This is a genomic window from Actinorhabdospora filicis, assembly GCF_030269765.1.
Taxonomy (GTDB): Bacteria; Actinomycetota; Actinomycetes; order Mycobacteriales; family Micromonosporaceae; genus Actinorhabdospora; species Actinorhabdospora filicis.
In genome coordinates, this window is sequence record NZ_BSTX01000006.1 from 139,774 (window position 1) to 158,905 (window position 19,132).

The window sequence follows — 19,132 nt, forward strand, 5'->3', positions numbered from 1 at the left end:
TCAGCGGTCCCGCGCACAGTGGCGGCACACCACCTGAAGGAGAAGAGCATGAACGCCTCGACCGTCACCGTCATCGGACTGGGCCCCATGGGGCGCGCCATGGTGAACGTCTACCTCGCCAAGGGCCACACCGTCACCGTCTGGAACCGCACGGCCTCCCGCGCCGACGACCTGGTGGCGCGCGGCGCGGTCCTGGCCGCCACGCCCGCCGAGGCCGTCGCCGCCAGCGACCTCATCGTGCTGAGCCTCACCGACTACGCCGCGATGTACGCGATCCTCGACGGCGTCGGCGACGCCCTCGCCGGGCGCGTCGTGGTCAACCTCAGCTCCGACAGCCCCGCCGCCAGCCGCGAGGCCGGACGCTGGCTCGCCGACCGGGGCGCCGAGCTGCTCACCGGCGGCGTCATGGTGCCGGAGAACATGGTCGGCACCGAGGCGTCCTTCGTGTTCTACAGCGGGCCGCGCGCGATCATGGACGCCCACCACGACACCCTCGACGTCATCGGCCGCCCCCACTACAAGGGCGAGGACCTCGGACTGGCGCAGCTCTGGTACCAGGCGCTGCTCGACGTGTTCCTCACCGGCCTGTCGTCCTTCGCGCACGCCGCCGCGCTGCTGGCCTCCGGCGGCGTCAAGGCCGAAGAGCTGGTGCCCTACGCCCGGGAGAACCTCGACCTGGTGAAGCTCCTGCTGGCGGGCTCCGCCACGGCCATCGACACCGGCGACCACACCGACCACGGCGCCAACGTCACGATGATGAGCGCGACCACCGACCACATCGTGGCCGCCAGCCGCGACGCCGGGATCGAGCTGGAACTGCCCAAGGCCGTCCAGTCCCACTACCGGCGCGCCATCGAGGCCGGTCACGGCCGCGACAGCTGGACCAGCCTCTACGAGGTCATCCGGCGCGGCTAACCCGCTTGCCCGGGCGGCAGCGATGCAGGAGGGTGGCGGCCATGCCCGCCGCCCTCCTGCGCCGCGTCGTCCACGAACGTCCCGAGATCCGCGTCATCGCCGCCGCGAGCCTGGCCAACACCGTCGGCGCGGGGATGCTCATGCCCCTCAGCGCCATCTACTTCACCGGCGTCGTCGGACTGCCCGTCGCGCAGGTCGCCCTCGCCCTCGGTGTGGCCTCGTGCGCGGGCATGCTCGCCGCCGTCCCCCTCGGGCACCTCGGCGACCGGCTGGGCGCCCGCAACGTCCTGGTCGGCCTGCTGCTCGGGATCGGCGCCATCATCGCCTGCTACCTGCTGGTGGACAGCATCTGGCTGTACGCGCCACTGGTCACCGCCGCGCAGATCCTCGACCGGGGCGTCGCGGGGGTGGCCGCCGCCCTCATCGCCGAGGCCGTGCCCGGCGCGGCCGAACGCACCCGGGCCCGCGCCCACCTCCGCTCGGTCGTCTACACCGGACTCGCCATCGGCACCGGGCTCTCCGCGCTCGTGCTCGCGCTGGGGGACGCCACCGCCGCGCGGATCGGCATCGCCGCCGACGCCGCCACCTGCGTCCTGGCCGCGCTGCTCTACCTCCGCCTCCCCGCCCGGCCGCCGCACCCGGCCGGACCGCGCCCCTCACCGTGGCGGGCCGTGCGCGACCTGCCCTACCTGGGCATGATCGCGCTCTTCTCCGTCCTCGGCGTGGTCGTCACCATGACCACCTTCGCGCTGCCCCTGTGGATCAGCGCCGACACCGCGATACCGCGCGTGGCGATCCCCGCGGTCTTCGTGGCCAACACCGCCGCGAACATGCTCGCCCAGGTCCCCGTCGCCCGCCGCGTCGGCAGCCGGGCCGCCGCCGTGCGCGCCGCCGTCATCGCCGGGGCCGCGCTCGCCGTGGCCTGCCTCCTGCTCGCCGCGACCGCCGGGACGCCGCCGCTCGCCGCGTCGGCGCTGCTGGCGGGCGCGGTGGCGGCCATGCTCACCGGAAGCCTGTGCGCCAACAACGCGCTGTTCTACCTGTCCACCGACCTGGCCCCCGCCGACGCGCAGGGGCAGTACCAGGGACTGGTGGCCGCCGGAACCGCCCTCGCGGCGATGATCGGGCCCGGCGTGCTGACGGCGCTCCCGCTGGCGCGCGGGGCGGCGGGCTGGGCCGTCCTGGCGGCGGTGTTCGCGGCGGCCGGCATCGGCGTCGCGGCGACGGCCCGGGCGATGCGCGAGCGCCGGGCCACCTGATCCGCCCGCGCCGCCACCGCCCGTCTGCCACGATGGGCCCATGGCCGGGGAAGACCCGCTCGCCGCCTATCGCGCCAAACGCGACTTCGACGTGACCTCCGAGCCCGCCGGAGCCGCTCCCGCGCCCGGGGGAAACCGCTTCGTCGTGCAGCGGCACCGCGCCACGCGCCTCCACTACGACCTGCGCCTGGAGATGGGCGGCGTCTTCGCCAGCTGGGCGGTGCCGAAGGGGCCGACGCTCGATCCCGGCGTGCGGCACCTGGCCGTGCACGTCGAGGACCACCCCGTCGAGTACGCCGACTTCGAGGGCGTCATCCCGTCCGGCGAGTACGGCGGCGGCGACGTCATCGTCTGGGACCGGGGCACGTGGGAGCCGGCCAAGACCACCGATCCGCTGCGGGCCGTCACGCGCGGCGAACTGCACTTCGACCTGTCCGGCGAGAAGCTCGCCGGGCGGTTCGTGCTGCACCGCAGCCGCGAGGACCAGTGGATCATCGTGCACAAACGCGACGGGCACGCCGTCCCCGGCTGGTCGCCCGAGGAGCATCCGCGCTCGGTGAAGAGCGGCCGCACCAACGCCGAGGTCGCCGAGGACCCCGACGCGATGTGGCGCGGCGACCAGCCCGCCGACCGAGCCGAGATCCCGCTCGGCCCGCGCGGGCACTGGACGCCCGTCACCCCCGCCGAACTGGCCGCCCTGGACGCCCTCGGCGACACCGGCCGCTGGCACGTCGGCGGCCGCGACGTGCGCCTCACCGGCCTGGACAAGGTCCTCTTCGGCGGCCCCGAGCCGGTCACCAAACGCGACTTCGTCCGCTACCACGCCGTCATGGCCACCGCGATGCTGCCGTACCTGGCCGGACGCCCCGTCAACCTGCACCGCTACCCCGACGGCGTCGACGGCAAGAGCTTCTGGCAGAAGGCCGTCCCCGCCGGGGCGCCCGACTGGCTCACCCGCTGGCGCGACCCGGCGCCCAAACCGGGGCGGACCGGCGAGTACGCCGTCATCGACGGCACCGCCGCGCTGGTGTGGGCCGCCGCGCACGCCGCGATCGAGCTGCACCCCTGGAACGGCCGCCTGCCCGACCCCCGCCGCCCGTCCTGGGCGTTCGTCGACATCGACCCGGGCGAGCGCACGTCCTTCGCCGACACGCTGCTGCTGGCGCGGCTGTTCCGGGACGCGCTGGCCCACCTCGGGGTGGCGGGCGCGCCGAAGGTGACCGGCGCGCGCGGCGTCCAGATCTGGATACCGGTGCGGCCCGGCCTCGCCTTCGAGGAGACCCGCGAGTGGGTCCGCAAGGTCTCGGTGGTCGTCGCCGACACCGCCCCCGGCCTGGTCAGCTGGGCGTGGGAGATCGCCGAACGGGACGGCCTCGCGCGCCTCGACTACACCCAGAACGCGCGCGGCAAGACCCTCATCGCGCCCTTCAGCGCGCGGCCCGCCCACGGCGCGCCCGTCTCGATGCCGATCACGTGGGACGCCCTCGACGACCCGGGCCTGCCCTCCCGCCGCTCTAGAAGCGCGCCAGGAACTTCAGGACCCGCGCGGTCAGCACCCGGGCCTGCTCGGCGTCGTATCCGGCCGAGGCCGGGTCGGTGAACAGGTGACCGTCGCCGGGGTACAGCACCAGCTCGCCGTCGGCGGCCTGCGCGACCAGGTCGCGCGCGGCGTCCAGATCGCCCTCACCGGCGAAGGACGGGTCGTTCTCCATGCCGTGGACCTGGACGGGGACCTCGTCGGGCCAGCGCCCGCCGAACTCGCTCACGGGGACGCAGGCCTCCAGCAGCAGCGCGGCGAGCGCGCCGGGCCGGGTCTGCGCCAGGAGCTGCGCGGGCAGGACGCCCAGGGAGAAACCGGCGTGCACGACCGCCGCCGGGAGCCCCTCGCCGAAGGCGGCACCGCGCGCGATGATCGTGTCGAAACCGATCGAGCGGGCGTGGTCGACGCCCTCCTCGACGGTCGTGAAGGTCCGGCCGTCGTACAGGTCGGGCGTGTGCACGGTGTGCCCGGCCGCGCGCAGCTCACCGGCGAACGACCGGACGCCGGGGGTGAGCCCGAGCGCGTGGTGGAAGAGGACTACCTCGGCCATCTGATTCTCCTTCGCGGGGCCCGACCGGCCCAGCCTCGCACAGGGGTGCGACAGGGGATCAGAGATCGTCGGGACTGGGCGTGGGGGCCTTGCGCTCCTCGTCGGTCCGCAGCTCCCAGTGCGAGTCGTGCGCGGTCGGCTGGAAGACCTCGTTGTAGGAGGCCAGGGCCGCGCTCACGCCCGGGATGGCCCGCTTGCGCGCCCGGACCGACATCCACGCCAGGCCCACGAGGGCACCGGCGAAGACCGCGATGATGAGACCGCCGACGATGTAGCTCATCCCCCGAGGTTAGCCTCGCGGGCCGCCCTCCGGATGAGCGGCGGCCCGCGCGCGACGACGGGCGTCCCCGGCGCGTCCCGCGCCCCTGCAGGGTGGCCCGGAGCCTCCCGGGGCCGTTCCCGCCGTCCTCGGTATACGCGCCGGGGGACCCGGCGGGATGGCGGGCGGCGGTAACGGGAGGATCACGGTTCCCGCAGCACCCGCGCCAGGTCGCGGCGGGTGCGGATGCCCAGCTTGCGGTACACGCGTCCCAGGTGCGCCTCGACGGTCTTGGGCGTCACGAACAGCGCGGCGGCGACCTCCCGGTTGCTCATGCCACCGGCGACCAGCTCGGCGATGCGCTCCTCGGTGGGCGTCAGGTCGTGCTCGGTGCCGCGCCGCAGGCCCAGCCGGTGGAGCTCCTCGTCGGTGATCGCCACCCACCGGACCGCGCCCAGCTCCTCGAAGCCCTTGCGCGCCGCCAGCAGCGCGTCGCGCGCGGCCAGCTTCTCCTTCGCGCGCCGCCGGACCCGCGCCATCGCCAGGTGCGCGCGGGCGTGCTCGAAGGGCATCGGGACGTCCACCGCCAGCGCCAGCGCCGCCTCCTCGGCGGCCGTGGCCAGATCGCCGCGCCCGGTGGCGACCACCGCGCGCGAACGGTGCAGGACCGCCGCCAGCCACGGCCGGGGCGCCCGCCGCGCGCGCTCCTCCAGTCCGTCCAGCAGCAGCTGCGCGCGCTCCAGGTCGCCCAGGATCGTCACCGCCTCGACGTGGTCGGCGGCCGGGCCGCACACGCCCGGCTCGGCCAGGCCGATCGACGCGCACAGGTCCGCCAGCCGCGTCAGCCACCGGTCGGCCTCCTCGGCCTCGCCGCGCGACAGCGCGGTGAACCCCCGCACGCCCAGCAGGTGCAGCTCCACCCACGCGTCGGACTCGGTGAGCCCGGCGTCGGCGATCGCGTCGGCGCCGTCCAGATCACCCAGCAGCGCCGTCGCCTGCGCCAGCACGTAACGCGCGTAGGGACGCCACGGCAGCTGCCCGATCTGCTCGGCCGTCTCCACCGCCCGCCCGGCGCCCTCGCGCGCCGCCTCCCACGCGCCCAGCCAGCAGTCCAGCTCACCGCGGTGCACCAGCGACTGCATCGCCCCCGACTCGTCACCGACCTCGGCCGCCGCCGCGCGCGCCGCCTCGATCTCGGCGCGGCCCGCGACCGGGTCCAGGTAGCGCGGGAACACCCGCAGCACGTTCCGCGACATCGACGCCTCACGCGTCCGCGACTCCGGCGGCAGCACCGCCCGCGCCCGCGCCACGTCGGCCGGATCGAATCCGAGCCCGGCGTGGAAACCGAACCACGCCGCCGTCAGCAGCGCCAGCGCCAGCAGATCCGGCGGCGCGGCCGTGTCCAGCAGCTCCAGCGCCCGCCGCGCGTCCCCCGCCCGCGCCCGGTGGTCGTCCAGCCGGTACCAGGCCTTCCGCAGGTACGCCACCGCCGCGGCCGGGCCCTCGGCCTCCTCGATCGCCCGGTCGCACAGGGGACCGGCGTGCTCGGGACCGTCGGCGTAGAACACCGCCAGCGCCAGATCCAGCAGGATCCGCACCCGCTCCGGCCCCGCCGGGGCCACCGCCAGCGCGGCCTCGTACCGGCTCCGCGCGCCCGCCGCGTCCCCCGCGAAGAACACCCGCTCGGCCGCCGCCGCCAGCAGCCGCGACCGGTCCGGCTCCGGGGCGTGCCGCGCGGCCAGGTCCAGCATGTCCGCCGCCGTCGTCGGCGCACCCCGCCCCAGCGCCCGCGCCGAGGCCTCCTCCAGCGCCGCCGCGATCCGCTCGTCCGGGCCCGTCGCCGACAGCGCCAGATGCCACGCCCGCGCCTCGTCATCGGCCGCCGAGGCCGCCAGCTTCGCGTGCACCCGGCGGCGCTCGCCCGGCGCGGCCGCGGCGTAGACCGTCGAGGCGAGTAAGGGATGCGTGAAGCGCACCGCGCCCCGGTCGAAGTCGACCACGCCGGAGTCCTCGGCGTCCTGGAGCGCGGCCATCCCGTCGCCGGGCAGGACGGTGCGCAGCCCCGACAGCTCCGGCTGCGGCATCGCCGCCGCGTACAGCAGCGCCTCCCGCGTCGGCGGCTCCAGCGCGTCGATGCGGTCGCGGACGGCCTGCGTCAGCGTCGGCGGCAGCGGCACGACCTCACCGGCGGCGCCCTTGCCGGAGCGGTCCATCGCGCGCGCCATCTCCAGCGCGTAGAACGGGTTCCCGCCCGTCGACGCGTGCAGCCGGGTTAGCACCGGCCGCGGCCACGACCGCCCGGTGCGCTCGCGCAGCAGGCGGTGCAGCGCGCCGGCGTCGATGCCGCCCAGCCGCAGCATCGGCGCGCGGGCGTCGCCGAGGGCCTCGCCCGCGCCGAACGGCGCCTCGTCGGCGTCGCCGCGCACCGCCGCGATCACCACGACGCGTTCCCCGGTCAGGCGGCGGACGGTGTACTCCAGCGCCGCGCGCGTCGGCTCGTCGAGCCACTGGGCGTCGTCGACGCCGATCACGACCGGGTTCCAGCGCGAGAGGGTCCGGATCACCCCCAGCACCGCCAGGTACACCGCCCGGCGGTCGACCTCGCCTTCGCCCTGGCGGCGCAGCAGCGCGCACTCCAGCGCGTCGCGCTGCGGCACCGGCAGGAACGACAGGACGTCGCCGTTGACGGGCCGCAGCAGGTCCACCAGGCCGCCGAAGGACAGCCGCACCTCCGCCTCGGCCGCCCGGCAGGACAGGACGCCGAAGCCGCGCCCGCGTGCCGCCTCCATCGCGTGCCGCCACAGTGCGCTCTTGCCGATCCCGGCCTCACCGGCGATGGTCAGCGCCGCCGGCCCGCCCGCCGCGAGCACCGCGTCCACGGTGGACAGTTCGACGTCCCGGCCGATCAGTTTCGCCACATCCGCCCCCAGGTACTCGAAGGCCGTGCCCGCACGAGGCGGGCACGGCCGAAGGAAAGCGTCACTTGCGCGGACCGGTGGGCCCGCCACCGCCCGCGCCGTCGTCGGCGAGCTGCGGGGCGGTCGGTCCGCCCCCGCCGCCGCCGTCGCCCAGGTGCGCGGCGACGACCTTCGTCGGGCCGCCGCCACCGGAGCCGTCGACGGCGACCGGGCGCGTCGGACCGCCCCCGCCGCTGCCGTCGACGAGGTGCTCGCCGGCCTTCACGGGGCGCGTCGGCCCGCCGCCGCCCTGCCCGTCGTCCTCGACGGCGTGCGGGACGACGACCGGCCCGGTCGGCCCCCCGCCGCCGGCGCCGTTGTCGCGATGGGCCGGGCCGCTTCCTGTGCTCATGTATCCCCCTTGATCCTCGTGCGCTCGACGCGCACTTCTCTTATGCCCCTTCATGGTGGGGTGAGGCCGCCGGGAGCGCCACCCTCGAATCGGGCGGTGGGCAAGTGTGGGGTTCGTCCCCGATATGTGGGGACCCCCGCCGTTCGTAGCTTTCTCCCGTGCCGGTTCGTCACCGGCGCGAAGGAACATCGGGAGGGAAATAAAACCATGCGCAAGACTGCGACCTTAATCGCGCTCATCCTCGCGGCCATGGCCGCGCTGTTCACCGCGCCCCAGGCGGCGAACGCGGCGACCACGGGGGACGGGGTGTCGCTGGACGCCCGCAAGGCCGCCGGAGCCGAGGGGGTCACCCTCAACTCGGCGGTCAGCTCCTGGTACTCGGGCACCGTCGGTGCCGGCGGTACCCAGAGCTGGCAGTGGAACAACGCCCCCGCCGACGCCTACAAGGTCGGCTTCAGCCCGTCCGGGGCCAGCACCTCGGCCGTCTGCCAGTTCCAGGTGACCCGCACCTGGTACGTGCAGCAGCCCGGTGGTGAGCGCGAGTTCCACTTCACCATCAAGAACACCGGAACCATCTCCTGCGGCACCACCATCCTGCTCAACTCGCTGAGCGCGTTCACCAACTGGTCGACCGGTGGCGTCAACCCCGGCGCGACCCAGACCTGGCAGTGGAACAACGCCAACCCGCTCAACTCGGCCCACCTCGTGGGCCTGATCCCGAGTGGCGCCACCGGCACCACCGCCTGCCAGTTCGAGGTGACCCGCACCTGGTACGTGCAGCAGCCCGGTGGTGAGCGCGAGTTCCACTTCAACGTCAAGAACGTCGGCACCATCGCCTGCAGCGCCTCGATCCGCCTGGCCAACGCCACCACGTCGACCTCCTGGTCGACCGGCGCCCTGAGCCCCGGCGCTTCGGGCACCTGGCACTGGAACAACGCCAACCCGCTGACCGCGGTCTACCTGCCGGGCCTGTCCCCGCAGGGCGCCTCGGGCCTGCAGAGCTGCGACCTGGAGATCACCGCCGAGTGGTACCTCCAGCGCCTCAACAGCGGTACCGCCGAGCGCGAGTTCTACCTGACGGTGAAGAACGTGGGTTCGCTCGCGTGCACCGGAACGGTCCTGCTCGCCACGGCGTAGTGGGGGAGTGAGGGCCGGGTCCCGATGGGGCCCGGCCCTTTTGCCGTGCCGTCCTCACAGCCGCCCGAACACCGCCAGCCACGTTTCCGGCGGGACCAGTCCCACCGGCAGCCACGGGTCTGCGCCCGCCGCCGCGAAGGCCGCCCGGACTCCGCGTCGCGAGTGGACGGTGGCCAGGCTCGCCGCGAGGCTCCCGCCCACGCCGGTGAAGCCGGTCTCCACGGCTTGCCGCCACGCGCCGGCGCGGCCGGGCGGCACCAGCGGCCTCGCGCGGCGGGTGAGGGTGAGCAGCCCGGCGTCCACCGATGGGCGGGGCCGGAAGGCGTCGCGGCCGATGACGCCGGGGTGGCGCCACTCGAACCACGGCCAGGTCAGCACCGTCAGCCGCGTCCAGCGCCGGTAGTGCCCGGCGCGTTTGCGCGCGTACTCCAGTTGCGTGATCAGCGCCGCCGTGCGCAGGTTCGGTGCGTCCAGGCACCACGCGACGATCCCGGCGGTGGCGGCGAAGGGGATGTTCCCGGCGACGTGGAACGGCTCGCCGGGATCGGGGGCGGCGCGGAAGTCGCCGCGCCGGACGGTGACGCCCGGCGCGTCCAGGTCCCGCGCCAGCAGCGGGTCCAGTTCGTAGGCGAGGACGCGGAACCCGCGTGCGGCCAGCGCGCGGGTCACGGCGCCGCGCCCGGGCCCGGGTTCCAGGACGAGGTCGCCCGGTCCCGCGCCGGAGGCGGCGGCGAGGCGGTGGGCGACGGACGGGTCGTGCAGGAGGTTCTGTGAGAGCGCGCGGCGGCGCGCGTCGACGGCGGTACGCCGATGGGAGGCCACGGTGGCGGTCCTGTCTCCCCGGAGAACGGGGGCAGGGACGGGCGACGCCCGTCCACGTCGAATCGGGACGTGGAAGACCGGCCGTGGAACCGCGAGGAGAAACGCCGACCAGGACCGGTCAGCGGGCGCGCGGACGCCAGAAGTGCAGCGGGCCACGGACGGCCCGCAAGGTGCCTATCGACATGGCGGGCACGGTACCGGCGCGCCCGGAGAGTGCGCAAACGGATATTTCGCCGCCCCGGATGAGATCATCACCGTCCATGGGGAACGAGCGCGCCGCCAAACTGTCCCTGCCGACGATGACCGCGATGGTCGTCGGCTCGATGGTCGGCGCGGGCGTGTTCTCGCTGCCCAGCCTGTTCGCCGAGCAGACCGGCGTCATCGGCGCCCTCGTCGCGTGGACGGTGGCCGGCGGCGGGATGTTCGCCCTCGCCGTCGTCCTGCAGCGGCTCGCGCTGCGGCGTCCCGACCTCGACACCGGCATCTACGCCTACGCGCGCGCCGGATTCGGCCGCTACATGGGCTTCTTCTCCGCCTTCGGCTACTGGGCGAGCGCGTGCGTGGGCAACGTGACCTACGTCGTCCTGATCACCTCCACTCTCGGCGCCGTCGTCCCGGGCCTGGGCGCGGGTGACACCCCGCTGGCCTTCGTGGTCTGCTCGGCGATGCTGTGGGCGTTCTACTGGCTCGTCACGCGCGGTGTCACGCAGGCGGCGGCCATCAACCGCGTGGTGACCGTGGCCAAGGTCATGCCGATCGTGGTCTTCGTGCTGCTGGCGCTGTTCTGCCTGGACACCCACGTGTTCGCCGAGAACCTGCGCGGCGGGGATCTCGGTTCGCTGTTCGGGCAGGTCAAGGGGACGATGCTGGCCACCGTCTTCGTGTTCCTGGGCGTCGAGGGCGCCAGTGTCTACTCCCGGCACGCCCGGCGCCGCGAGGACGTCGGCCGCGCCACCGTCCTGGGCTTCCTGAGCGTCTTCGCCGTGTTCGCCTCGGTCACCATCGTCTCCTACGGGATCCTGTCCGCCGACCGGATCGTGGCGCTGCGCCAGCCGTCGATGGGCGGTGTGCTGGAGGCCGCGGTCGGCTCGTGGGGCGCCGTGCTCGTCGGCGTCGGGCTGGTCATCGCCGTGCTGGGCGCCTACCTGGCCTGGACGCTGATGGCCGCCGAGGTCATGTACGCCGCCGCGCTCGACGACGACATGCCGCGCTTCCTGCGCCGCACCAGCCGCGGGGACGTGCCGGTGGCCGCGCTGGCCCTGTCGACGGCGCTGGCCCAGGTGTTCCTGGTGGTGACGCTGTTCTCCGCCGACGCCTTCACCTTCGCGCTGAGCCTGACCAGCGCGCTGGTGCTGGTCCCGTACGCGCTGGCGGCCGGGTTCGGCCTGCGCGGGGCCAGGGGCACCGACGCGGCGGTGGCGGCCGTCGCGGTGGCCTACACGCTGTTCCTGATCTACGCGGCGGGCCTGAAGTACCTGCTGGTGTCGCTGATCGTGTACGCGCCCGCGACGGTCCTGTACGTCATGGCGCGCCGGGAGCGCCGGGAGCGCGCCTTCGCCCCCGCCGAGTGGGCGGTGTTCGCCGTGACGGTGGCGGGGGCGGTCTGCGGGGTGGTGTTCCTGGCGACCGGGCGGATCAGTCTGTGAGCGCCGCCGGGGTGACGTGCCGCAGGAACGGGACGACGAACAGCGCGACGACCACGGCGAACACCCCGAAGGTGACGCGGGGGCCGATGAGCTCGGCGAGCGCGCCCGCGGCGGCCGCGCCGAGCGGCAGCGTCCCCCAGCCCAGCAGCCGCGCCGAGGCGGAGTAGCGGCCGTACATGTGCGCGGGCACCAGCCGCTGGCTGATCGTGCGCGCGGTGACCGACCACAGCGTCCCGCCCATGCCGCCGAGGAACGCGCCCACGCCGATGACGACCGGATGCGGGTGGACGGCGGGCAGAGCGACCATCGCGAAGGTGCCCACGAGGTCGAGGAAGAGGGTCCGGCGGCGGCCGATGAGGCGCTCGATGGGCCGGACGAGGGCCACGCCGACCAGGCCGCCCGCGCCGATGGCGCCGAGGATGAGCCCGTAGGCCTGCGTGGAGATGCCCAGGTCGCCGGTGGTGTAGGAGGGCAGCAGCGCCAGGAACGCGCTCCAGCAGGTGATGAGCACCGCGATGGTGATGGTCATGGTCCGCAGCAGCGGGTGGCCCCACACGAACCTGAGGCCCTCCTTGATGTCGCCGTGGACGGAGCGCCGCGCGGTCTCGGGCGCGACGGGCCGGGCCACGCGCGCCAGCGCCAGCAGCACCACGACGCCGAGGACGTAGGCGACCGCGGTGGCGCCCAGCGAGACGGCCGCGCCGAGCCCGATGAGGAGGCCGCCGAGGGCGGGTCCGGCGAACTCGTTGGCGACGGTCTCGGCGCCGGTGAGCCACGCGTTGACCGAGGGCAGCTTCGCGTCGGGCACCGCGCCGGGCACGATCGCGCCGAGCGCGGTGGCGGCGATGACGTCGGTGACGCCGACGGCGAGCGCGGCGGCGTAGATCAGCGGCAGGCTCACCGCACCGGTCAGGTGCGCGGTGAGGATCCCGGCGACGGCGGCGATGCGGGCGGCGTTGGCCGCGCCGAGCAGGACGCGCCGGTCGAGGCGGTCGACGAGGACGCCGACGTGCAGCGCCGCCAGCAGCCACGGGAGCGTGAGGGCGAAGCCGACGGCGGCGATCTGCGCCGGTGAGGCGGCCAGGCCGACGGCCAGCATCGGCAGCGCGACCTTGAGGACCCCGTCGGCGAGGTTGGTGACGGCCGTGAAGGCGATCAGGACGGTGCCGTTGCGCGCGGGCGGCGCCTGGGCGGGGGCGAGGACGGCGGACACGAGAAGGCTCCCTCGGATGCGTTGCACCGGCTAACTCAATAGACGGTGTGACGCTAGCAGTGGGCGAACTAACCGTCTATATGTTTAGATGGATTCATGGAACCGTCGTCCTCCGCCGCGCTCGTCCTCGACTTCGCCAACACCGTCGACATCGAAGACGCCACCGACGCCTTCGGCACGCCCGCCGGGCTGGCGTCCTGGCTGCGTGAGCGCGGTCTGCCCGAGGACGCGCCGCTCGCCGACATGCTCGTGCTGCGCGAGGGCCTGCGCGCGCGGCTGCTCATCGCCAACGGCGGCCCCGCCGACGAGGAGGCCATCGCCGCCGCCGAGGAGCTGCTGTCCCGCGCCCCCGTCACCGTGCGGCTGGGCGGCGAACCGGAACCCGCCGCGCCCCTCGGGGCCTCGGGCGCGGTCGGCGCGCTGGCCGCCGCGTGGGCGCTGACCGTGGCCTCCGGCGACTGGGCGCGCCTCAAGCAGTGCCCGGACCACCGCTGCGGCTGGGTGTTCTGGGACGCCACCCGCAGCCGCACCCGCCGCTGGTGCACGATGCGCGTGTGCGGCAACCGCGCGAAGGTGCGGGCCTACGCGGCGCGGCGGAACGAGGGGGAGTGAGGGACGCCGGGCGCGGGTGAGGGGCCGAGCCTCGGCGTGTCGGCGGCGGGGTTTCGGGCCTCCATGGCGCCACGTCGTGCTCTCGCGCGCCGCGTGACCTGCGCGGCTGTGGTCGGCCGGTGTCCACACGGGAGCACTCCCTCGTGTCGCGAGGGGGCCTGCGAGGCCGCGCGGGTGCTCATGCCGCCCGGCGCCCACTGGTGATGTGAGGATGGCCCTGATGGCCCTGATGGCCCTGATGGCCCTGATGGCCCTGATGGTCCTGATGGTCCTGATGGTCCTGTGGGCACGTTCGGTGCGGGTCCGGCGATCCGGCTCGGCCGTGCCGCCGTGTGGCGCCGGTCGTCACCGTGCCCGTGAGCCGTACACCTCCCTCGGGCGTGCCCCCGTACCCCCGTGAGCCGTGCGCCCCTGTGGGCCGTGAGCCGTGCCCCGTGAGCCGGCTTGACTCTCCCCTTGATCCTATTTATCCTATCGGTTTAATAGGGTATCGCAGGAGGTCCACCCAATGCCGCCGCCTCCCCTCTCCAGCCCCCACCCCATCCCCCTCTCGATCCTCGACCTCGCGCCCGTCGCCGAGGGCGGCACGCCCGCCGGGGCGCTGCGGAACGCCCTCGACCTCGCCCGCCACGCCGAGCGGCTCGGCTACCGGCGCTTCTGGGTCGCCGAGCACCACCTCGCGCCCGGCGTCGCCTCCGCCGCGCCCGCCGTCCTCATCGCGCTGATCGTCGCCGCGACCACCCGCATCCGCGTCGGCTCGGGGGCGGTGCTGCTGGGCAACCAGCGTCCACTCCAGGTCGCCGAGCAGTTCGGCACCATCGCGCAGCTCCACCCCGGGCGCGTCGACCTCGGGCTCGGCCGCAGCGGCGGGCGCCCGTCGCCTCCCGCCGAGAACGCCCCGGAAACCCCGGCCGGGACCGGCGGCCTCCTCCAGCCGGCGCCCTTCGTCTTCGGCACCGCCGCCGCGCGCTTCCGGCTCGCCGCGCGGCTCCTGGGCACCGACCCGGACGCCGACTACGCCACCGCCGTCGCCGACATCCTCTCCTTCTTCGCCGGGACCCACCGGGCGCCCGAGTCCGGCGAGGTCCACGCGATCCCCGCCGAGGGCGCCGACCCGGAGGTCTGGATCCTCGGCTCCAGCCCCGGCGAGAGCGCCCGCACCGCCGGGAAACTGGGCCTGCCGTTCGTGGTCAACTACCACAGCGCCCCCGCCCGCACCCTCGACACCGTCGCCGCCTACCGCGACGCGTTCCGCCCCGGACGCCTCGCCGCGCCCCACGTCATGGCCTCCGCCGACGTCCTGGTCGCCGACGACGACGCCACCGCCGAACACCACGCCGCCGGATTCGGCGACTGGGTCCTGGCCATCCGCGACGGCCGGGGCGCCATCCCCTACCCCTCGCCCGAGAGCGCCGCCCGCGCGCGATGGACCGACGACGAGCGCGCCCTGGTCGCCGACCGGCTCGCCACGCGCTTCACCGGCTCGCCCTCCCGCGTCGCCGAGCGGCTGCGCGCCCTCGCCGGGGCCACCGGCGCCGACGAGCTGATCGTCACCACCATCGCCCACGACCACCGGGCGCGCCTGCGCTCCTTCGAGCTGCTCGCGGAGGCGTGGACGTGACCGTCGAAGTCCACCGCGTCGCCTGGGCCGATCCCGCCGCGATCCGGCTGCGCGAGCAGATGGTCGCCGAGATGCGCGTGCGCTACGCCGACGTGCCCGGCGACCCCATCCACCTCCCCGCCGAGGAGGTCTTCGCCGGGGACGACATCCCCTACACCGCGCTCGCCCTGGCGGCGGGGGAGCCCGCCGGGCACCTCGCGCTGCGCTGGCACGGGCCCGACCTGGAGCTCAAGCGCATGTACGTCGTCCCCGGGCGGCGCGGGCGCGGGGTCGCGGCGCTACTGCTGCGCGCGGCCGAGTCCGCCGGGGCCGGGCTGCGGGCGTCCCGCATCATCCTGGAGACCGGCGACCGGCAGCCCGAGGCGGTGCGCGCCTACGAGAAGGCCGGGTACCGCCCGATCCCGGCCTTCCCGCCCTACCAGGACCTGCCCTACTCGCGCTGCTTCGCCAAGGACCTCGCCTGAGCGTCGCGCCGGGCGACCTCGGCGCGCACCAGCGGGATCACGTGCCGCCCGAAGTCGATGGTGTCGTCGAGCATGTCGTAGCCGCGCGCGGAGATGATGTCCACGCCCAGGTCGATGTACTCCAGCAGCGCCTCGGCCACCGTCTCCGGCGTGCCCACCAGCGCGTTGGAGTTGCCCGCGCCGCCGGTCGCCTTCGCGGTGGCCGTCCACAGTGCCCGGTCGAAGCGGTCGCCGCGCTCGGCGATCGCCAGCAGCCGCTGCGAACCGGTGTTCTCGGGCCGGTGGACGGGATGGACGCCCGGGACCAGCGCGCTGGTCCCGGCGCCGCGCCGCTCGTGGATGCGCCCCAGTGTGCGGTGCGCCTTCTCCCACGCCAGTTCCTCGGTGGGCGCGATGATCGGCCGGAACGCCACCTGGACGCGCGGGACGTCCTCGCGCCCGGCCTCCTTGGCCGCTGCGCGCACCGCCGCGATCTGCTCGGCGGTGTCGGCCAGCGGCTCACCCCACAGGCAGTAGACGTCGGCCTCGGCGGCACCGGCGGCCAGCGCTGCCGGGGAGGAACCGCCGAAGGACACCCCCGGTCGCGGCGACTGGAGCGGGAACACGTCGCTGACGAAGTCGGCGAAGCGGTAGTGCCCGCCCTCGTGGTCGAAGGGCCGGGTCTCGGTCCACGCGCGCTTGACGATCTGGATGTACTCGCGCGTGCGGGAGTAGCGCTCGTCGTGGCCGAGGGTGTCGCCCTCGCGGCCCTGCTCGTGGTCGTTGCCGCCGGTGATGAAGTGGACGGTGAGCCGCCCGCCGCTGAGCCGGTCCAGGGTCGCGAAGGTCTTGGCGGCGTAGGTGGGATAGGAGACGTTGGGGCGGTGCGCGAGCAGCAGCCCCAGGTCCGGGACGTGCCCGGCGACGAAGGCGGCGACCTGCGCCGGATCGGGTGAGCCGGAACCGTAGGCGAACAGCACCCGGTCCCAGCCGTACTCGGCGTGCGCGCGGGCGAGTTTGAGGGTGTAGGCGGGATCGAAGGAGCCGGCGGATCGCGCGACGGCCTCCGAGCCGTCGTGGGTGCCGCCGATGCCGAGGAATTCCACGGGCATGACCGGATCTCCTCTGTCCGAGTAATCCTATAGGAGAACTAGGGTATACGGAGATCGGCGGAATCGGCCCCGTCGCTACCGCAGCAGCGACCGGACCGTCGGCGCCAGCGTCAGCCGCACCGTCCGCACCGCCCCGGCGGTCAGGGCCGCCCACTGCGGGCACTCCGCCAGGCGGGCCGGGTCGTAGCCGCGCGTCACCCACATGAAGACGTGCTCGCCGGTGCGCACGGGCAGGCCCGGGAAGTCGTTCTCGGCGTACTCGGTCTCGTAGTAGGCCAGCGGGCCCGCGCCCGCGTGTTCCAGCGCCGGGATCGCCGCCTCGAAGACGCGGCGGAACTCCTCGCCCACCGGACGCTGGAAGTGGTGCAGGACGATCGTCACCCGCGAGTCCGGCGGCTCGGCGCCCACGCGCGGGCGGTAGCCGTCGCCGGGCAGCCCGGAGCCGGGGCGGACCGGGCGCAGCAGCAGGACGTCGTCGCTGTCGATCATGGTGGCGTTGGCGGCGTCCCGGTGCTCCTTCCACGCCGGGCCGCCGTAGAAGGCGGTGAGGGCCTCGCGCCGCTCGTCCATGGACGCGAAGCCGCGCAGCCACACGAAGCGGCCGGGGTCGTCGAGATCGCGGAACTGGCCGGGCAGGACGATCCCGGTCTCCTCCTGGGTCTCGATGAACTCGCGTTCGAACAGCTCGATGAGCTCGTCGCGGCGCCCGGGGTGGAGGGTGTAGCGGCGCAGCTCGGCGACGGCGATGGTCATGGCGGCTCCCGGTGGGGTGGTGGTGACGCGCGAAAGCTACCGGCGGTACCTGACAGAAGGCGTCAGGTTAGGACTCCTTGAGTTTGGCCACCGCGATGTCGAAGGCCTCCCGGCTGAGCTCGCCGCTCTCGCGCATGCGGGCCAGGTGGGCGATGACCTCGGCGACCTTGGCGTCCTCGGCCGGCTCCTCGGGCTTCTCGGGCTCCGGGGGGCTCGGCGGTGGGGTCCGCCACATCATCGCCGCCATCACGAACGCGATCAGCGCCATGACCCCGTAGATGATCAGCATGGTCTTGCTGGACACCTCGATGAACGGGAAGAGGTGGCTGTCGCCGTCGGGGGTGACGTGCCCGGCCTCCAGGCCCTCGGCGAGCCCGAAGGCGTTGCCGGCGGCGTAGAAGGCGATCGTGGCGGGCGTGATGAATCGCTTGTACCCGGCGGGGATGAGCAGGACGAAGCCGAAGATGATCACGAACAGGCTCAGTACCGGCGCGGCGCCGGCGAAGTCGTCGGTGGAGCATTCGCCGTGCTCGCAGTACCACTCGACGGTGGCGGCGTCGCGGGCGCCGAGGCGCACCATCCACTGGCCGCCGAAGAGGACGGCGAGTCCGGCCAGACGTGTCGCGATCGAGCGCATGGGAGCCCCAGGGGACGTAGGGGTGCGGTGGGCTCCTCAAGATTAGGGTGCCGTGGCTAGGCCCTCCGGCGTCCGCGAGGGCGCCGCCGCAGTAGCAGCGTCACCAGCACGACCGCCACGGCGAGCGCGACACCGGCGGCGTACAGCCACCAGGGCAGGCCCTCTGCGAGCGGTTCGGCGGTGGCGGTGAGGACCCGGTGGCCCTTGGTGTCGGCGATGTAGACGGTGCCGGTGGTCGCGACCGCGATGGGGCCGGTGTAGACCTCGGCGAGGGTGAGGGCGGTGGACACCGCGCCGCCCGCGCTCAGCCGCAGGACGGTGCCCGTGCCGGTGAGGACGAGGACGTCGGCGCCCTGCGCGGTCACCGACAGGACCTGCGAGAGCGCGGTCTGGGCCGGCGGCCAGGCGGCCTCGGTGGTCACGGTCCACTCGGTGTCGGTGGGGGTCGTGACGGTGCCGATGCGGCCGTCCTTGAGGCGCTGGAGCAGCCCGCCGGCGTCGGCGATCCAGACCGCGCCGTCGGTGGTGACGGCCAGCCCGGTCGGGTAGGGCACGGGGATGCCCAGGGCCTCGCCGGAGGCGACCAGGATCTCGCCGCCGCCGTTCCCGGCGACGGTGCGCATCGGCTGTCCGGGCAGGGAGCCGAGGACGCGGTGGCCGGAGGAGTCGCCGATGTAGACGGTCCCGTCGGGTGCCACGGCCAGGGCGGCGGGGACGCCGACCTCGTCGGCGAAGACGCGGGCGGTGCGGTCGGGCGAGACGGCCAGAACGCGCGGGGTCGCGCCGGAGTCGGCGAGGTAGACGGTGCCGTCGCGCCCGGCGGCCAGGGCGGTGACGGCGTCGACGGCCAGCTTTCCGCCCGCCAGGAGCTCGGTGGGCTCGGCGGAGGAGACGTCGAGGGTGCGGATGGTGCCGTCGGCGGCGACCGAGCGCACCGCGCGGGTGCCGGCGTCACCGATGTGGACGGTTCCGGACGCGGTCACCGCGAGCGCCACGGGCCGGTCCAGCCGCGCGTTTCCGGCGGGACCGCCGTCCCCGTCGGCGCCGCTTTGCCCCGTGCCCGCGAACGTGGTGAGGGCGGGGCCGGCGGCGTGGGCGGGAGCCGCGACGGCGAGGATCGCGAGGATCAATACGGGCGTGCACAGCCGCCTGTGAAACATGGAAATGTGTCTACCAGTCGAACCGCATGATCAATTCGGATGAACGGACGGCTACGCCCGGCCAATCCGTTATTGACTCATCATCCGACCATTGTGGATTCGCGCCGCGCAATTCCTAGATCAATTCCGCCCGGCTCGCGCGGC

At 74.5% G+C, this 19,132-nt stretch carries 19 protein-coding genes; 9 read left to right on the forward strand and 10 right to left on the reverse strand.

The genetic code is table 11. The annotated features are described in order from the left end of the window. Positions 1–18: 18 nt before the first annotated feature. Genes QSK10_RS31300 through QSK10_RS31310 form a run of 3 tightly spaced genes read left to right on the forward strand, consistent with a single transcriptional unit; the run spans position 19 to position 3,774 of the window. The gene (locus QSK10_RS31300; RefSeq protein WP_285667043.1) at positions 19–915 is read left to right on the forward strand and encodes an NAD(P)-dependent oxidoreductase; all 897 of its coding nucleotides are present in this window, start codon (positions 19–21) and stop codon (positions 913–915) included. Positions 916–956: 41 nt separating this feature from the next. Further along, the gene (locus QSK10_RS31305) at positions 957–2,174 is read left to right on the forward strand and encodes an MFS transporter (protein ID WP_285667045.1); all 1,218 of its coding nucleotides are present in this window, start codon (positions 957–959) and stop codon (positions 2,172–2,174) included. Positions 2,175–2,214: 40 nt separating this feature from the next. Further along, entirely contained in the window at positions 2,215–3,774 is a 1,560-nt protein-coding gene (locus tag QSK10_RS31310) for a non-homologous end-joining DNA ligase LigD (protein ID WP_285667047.1), read from the forward strand. Here the strand turns inward: QSK10_RS31310 and QSK10_RS31315 are convergent. From QSK10_RS31315 to QSK10_RS31330, 4 genes are all read right to left on the reverse strand, one after another. After that, a complete protein-coding gene (locus QSK10_RS31315) occupies positions 3,689–4,264 on the reverse strand; it encodes a dienelactone hydrolase family protein (RefSeq protein WP_285667049.1) in 576 nt (191 codons plus the stop codon). The two genes, QSK10_RS31310 and QSK10_RS31315, sit on opposite strands and share 86 nt — an antisense overlap. A 58-nt stretch (positions 4,265–4,322) precedes the next feature. Beyond that, complete coding sequence (locus tag QSK10_RS31320; protein WP_285667051.1) at positions 4,323–4,544, reverse strand: hypothetical protein; 222 nt, start codon at positions 4,542–4,544, stop codon at positions 4,323–4,325. Positions 4,545–4,726: 182 nt separating this feature from the next. Next, entirely contained in the window at positions 4,727–7,441 is a 2,715-nt protein-coding gene (locus QSK10_RS31325; RefSeq protein WP_285667053.1) for an ATP-binding protein, read from the reverse strand. Between the two features lie 61 nt (positions 7,442–7,502). Then, positions 7,503–7,832: a hypothetical protein gene (locus tag QSK10_RS31330; RefSeq protein WP_285667054.1), complete on the reverse strand. Its 330-nt coding sequence runs from the start codon at positions 7,830–7,832 to the stop codon at positions 7,503–7,505. Positions 7,833–8,039: 207 nt separating this feature from the next. Between QSK10_RS31330 and QSK10_RS31335 the strand changes: the two genes are divergently transcribed. Continuing rightward, complete coding sequence (locus tag QSK10_RS31335) at positions 8,040–8,969, forward strand: hypothetical protein (protein WP_285667055.1); 930 nt, start codon at positions 8,040–8,042, stop codon at positions 8,967–8,969. A gap of 54 nt (positions 8,970–9,023) precedes the next feature. On the opposite strand, the gene QSK10_RS31340 is transcribed toward QSK10_RS31335, so the two are convergent. After that, positions 9,024–9,791, reverse strand: a complete 768-nt coding sequence (locus QSK10_RS31340; protein ID WP_285667056.1) for a ribosomal RNA small subunit methyltransferase A — start codon at positions 9,789–9,791, stop codon at positions 9,024–9,026. Between the two features lie 260 nt (positions 9,792–10,051). Here QSK10_RS31340 and QSK10_RS31345 point away from each other — a divergent pair, with 260 nt between their 5' ends. Then, positions 10,052–11,437: a basic amino acid/polyamine antiporter gene (locus QSK10_RS31345; RefSeq protein ID WP_285667057.1), complete on the forward strand. Its 1,386-nt coding sequence runs from the start codon at positions 10,052–10,054 to the stop codon at positions 11,435–11,437. Here the strand turns inward: QSK10_RS31345 and QSK10_RS31350 are convergent. Then, positions 11,427–12,650, reverse strand: coding sequence for an MFS transporter (locus QSK10_RS31350; protein WP_285667059.1), 1,224 nt, complete (start codon positions 12,648–12,650; stop codon positions 11,427–11,429). The genes QSK10_RS31345 and QSK10_RS31350 overlap by 11 nt on opposite strands. Before the next feature lie 96 nt (positions 12,651–12,746). On the opposite strand from QSK10_RS31350, the gene QSK10_RS31355 reads away from it, so the two are divergent. The 4 genes from QSK10_RS31355 (at position 12,747) to QSK10_RS31370 (ending at position 15,347) form a co-directional block, all read left to right on the forward strand. Further along, complete coding sequence (locus QSK10_RS31355) at positions 12,747–13,262, forward strand: CGNR zinc finger domain-containing protein (RefSeq protein ID WP_285667061.1); 516 nt, start codon at positions 12,747–12,749, stop codon at positions 13,260–13,262. A 220-nt stretch (positions 13,263–13,482) separates the two neighbouring features. After that, on the forward strand, positions 13,483–13,662 hold the full coding sequence (locus QSK10_RS31360) for a hypothetical protein (protein ID WP_285667063.1): 180 nt from the start codon (positions 13,483–13,485) through the stop codon (positions 13,660–13,662). A 108-nt stretch (positions 13,663–13,770) separates the two neighbouring features. Then, on the forward strand, positions 13,771–14,883 hold the full coding sequence (locus QSK10_RS31365; RefSeq protein ID WP_285667065.1) for an LLM class flavin-dependent oxidoreductase: 1,113 nt from the start codon (positions 13,771–13,773) through the stop codon (positions 14,881–14,883). Continuing rightward, positions 14,880–15,347 carry a GNAT family N-acetyltransferase gene (locus QSK10_RS31370; RefSeq protein ID WP_285667067.1) on the forward strand — a complete coding sequence of 156 codons (468 nt, stop codon included), beginning with the start codon at positions 14,880–14,882 and terminating at the stop codon, positions 15,345–15,347. Before QSK10_RS31365 ends, QSK10_RS31370 begins: the two co-directional genes overlap by 4 nt. Here the strand turns inward: QSK10_RS31370 and QSK10_RS31375 are convergent. The 4 genes from QSK10_RS31375 to QSK10_RS31390 form a co-directional block, all read right to left on the reverse strand. After that, positions 15,314–16,438, reverse strand: coding sequence for an LLM class flavin-dependent oxidoreductase (locus QSK10_RS31375; protein ID WP_285667069.1), 1,125 nt, complete (start codon positions 16,436–16,438; stop codon positions 15,314–15,316). The two genes, QSK10_RS31370 and QSK10_RS31375, sit on opposite strands and share 34 nt — an antisense overlap. 75 nt (positions 16,439–16,513) lie before the next feature. Beyond that, entirely contained in the window at positions 16,514–17,191 is a 678-nt protein-coding gene (locus QSK10_RS31380; RefSeq protein ID WP_285667070.1) for an NIPSNAP family protein, read from the reverse strand. A gap of 67 nt (positions 17,192–17,258) precedes the next feature. Further along, positions 17,259–17,828, reverse strand: a complete 570-nt coding sequence (locus QSK10_RS31385; protein ID WP_285667071.1) for a hypothetical protein — start codon at positions 17,826–17,828, stop codon at positions 17,259–17,261. A 56-nt stretch (positions 17,829–17,884) separates the two neighbouring features. Next, complete coding sequence (locus tag QSK10_RS31390) at positions 17,885–18,988, reverse strand: NHL repeat-containing protein (RefSeq protein ID WP_285667073.1); 1,104 nt, start codon at positions 18,986–18,988, stop codon at positions 17,885–17,887. Positions 18,989–19,132 lie beyond the last annotated feature (144 nt).

What these genes read in the sequence shown, in the direction of transcription:
- QSK10_RS31305 (WP_285667045.1), top strand. Translation starts at nt 957, where the DNA reads ATGCCCGCCGCCCTCCTGCGCCGCGTCGTCCACGAACGTCCCGAGATC.
- QSK10_RS31310 (WP_285667047.1), top strand. Translation starts at nt 2,215, where the DNA reads ATGGCCGGGGAAGACCCGCTCGCCGCCTATCGCGCCAAACGCGACTTC.
- QSK10_RS31315 (WP_285667049.1), bottom strand. Translation starts at nt 4,264, where the DNA reads ATGGCCGAGGTAGTCCTCTTCCACCACGCGCTCGGGCTCACCCCCGGC.
- QSK10_RS31320 (WP_285667051.1), bottom strand. Translation starts at nt 4,544, where the DNA reads ATGAGCTACATCGTCGGCGGTCTCATCATCGCGGTCTTCGCCGGTGCC.
- QSK10_RS31330 (WP_285667054.1), bottom strand. Translation starts at nt 7,832, where the DNA reads ATGAGCACAGGAAGCGGCCCGGCCCATCGCGACAACGGCGCCGGCGGC.
- QSK10_RS31335 (WP_285667055.1), top strand. Translation starts at nt 8,040, where the DNA reads ATGCGCAAGACTGCGACCTTAATCGCGCTCATCCTCGCGGCCATGGCC.
- QSK10_RS31345 (WP_285667057.1), top strand. Translation starts at nt 10,052, where the DNA reads ATGGGGAACGAGCGCGCCGCCAAACTGTCCCTGCCGACGATGACCGCG.
- QSK10_RS31355 (WP_285667061.1), top strand. Translation starts at nt 12,747, where the DNA reads ATGGAACCGTCGTCCTCCGCCGCGCTCGTCCTCGACTTCGCCAACACC.
- QSK10_RS31360 (WP_285667063.1), top strand. Translation starts at nt 13,483, where the DNA reads ATGGCCCTGATGGCCCTGATGGCCCTGATGGCCCTGATGGTCCTGATG.
- QSK10_RS31365 (WP_285667065.1), top strand. Translation starts at nt 13,771, where the DNA reads ATGCCGCCGCCTCCCCTCTCCAGCCCCCACCCCATCCCCCTCTCGATC.
- QSK10_RS31375 (WP_285667069.1), bottom strand. Translation starts at nt 16,438, where the DNA reads ATGCCCGTGGAATTCCTCGGCATCGGCGGCACCCACGACGGCTCGGAG.
- QSK10_RS31380 (WP_285667070.1), bottom strand. Translation starts at nt 17,191, where the DNA reads ATGACCATCGCCGTCGCCGAGCTGCGCCGCTACACCCTCCACCCCGGG.
- QSK10_RS31385 (WP_285667071.1), bottom strand. Translation starts at nt 17,828, where the DNA reads ATGCGCTCGATCGCGACACGTCTGGCCGGACTCGCCGTCCTCTTCGGC.
- QSK10_RS31390 (WP_285667073.1), bottom strand. Translation starts at nt 18,988, where the DNA reads ATGTTTCACAGGCGGCTGTGCACGCCCGTATTGATCCTCGCGATCCTC.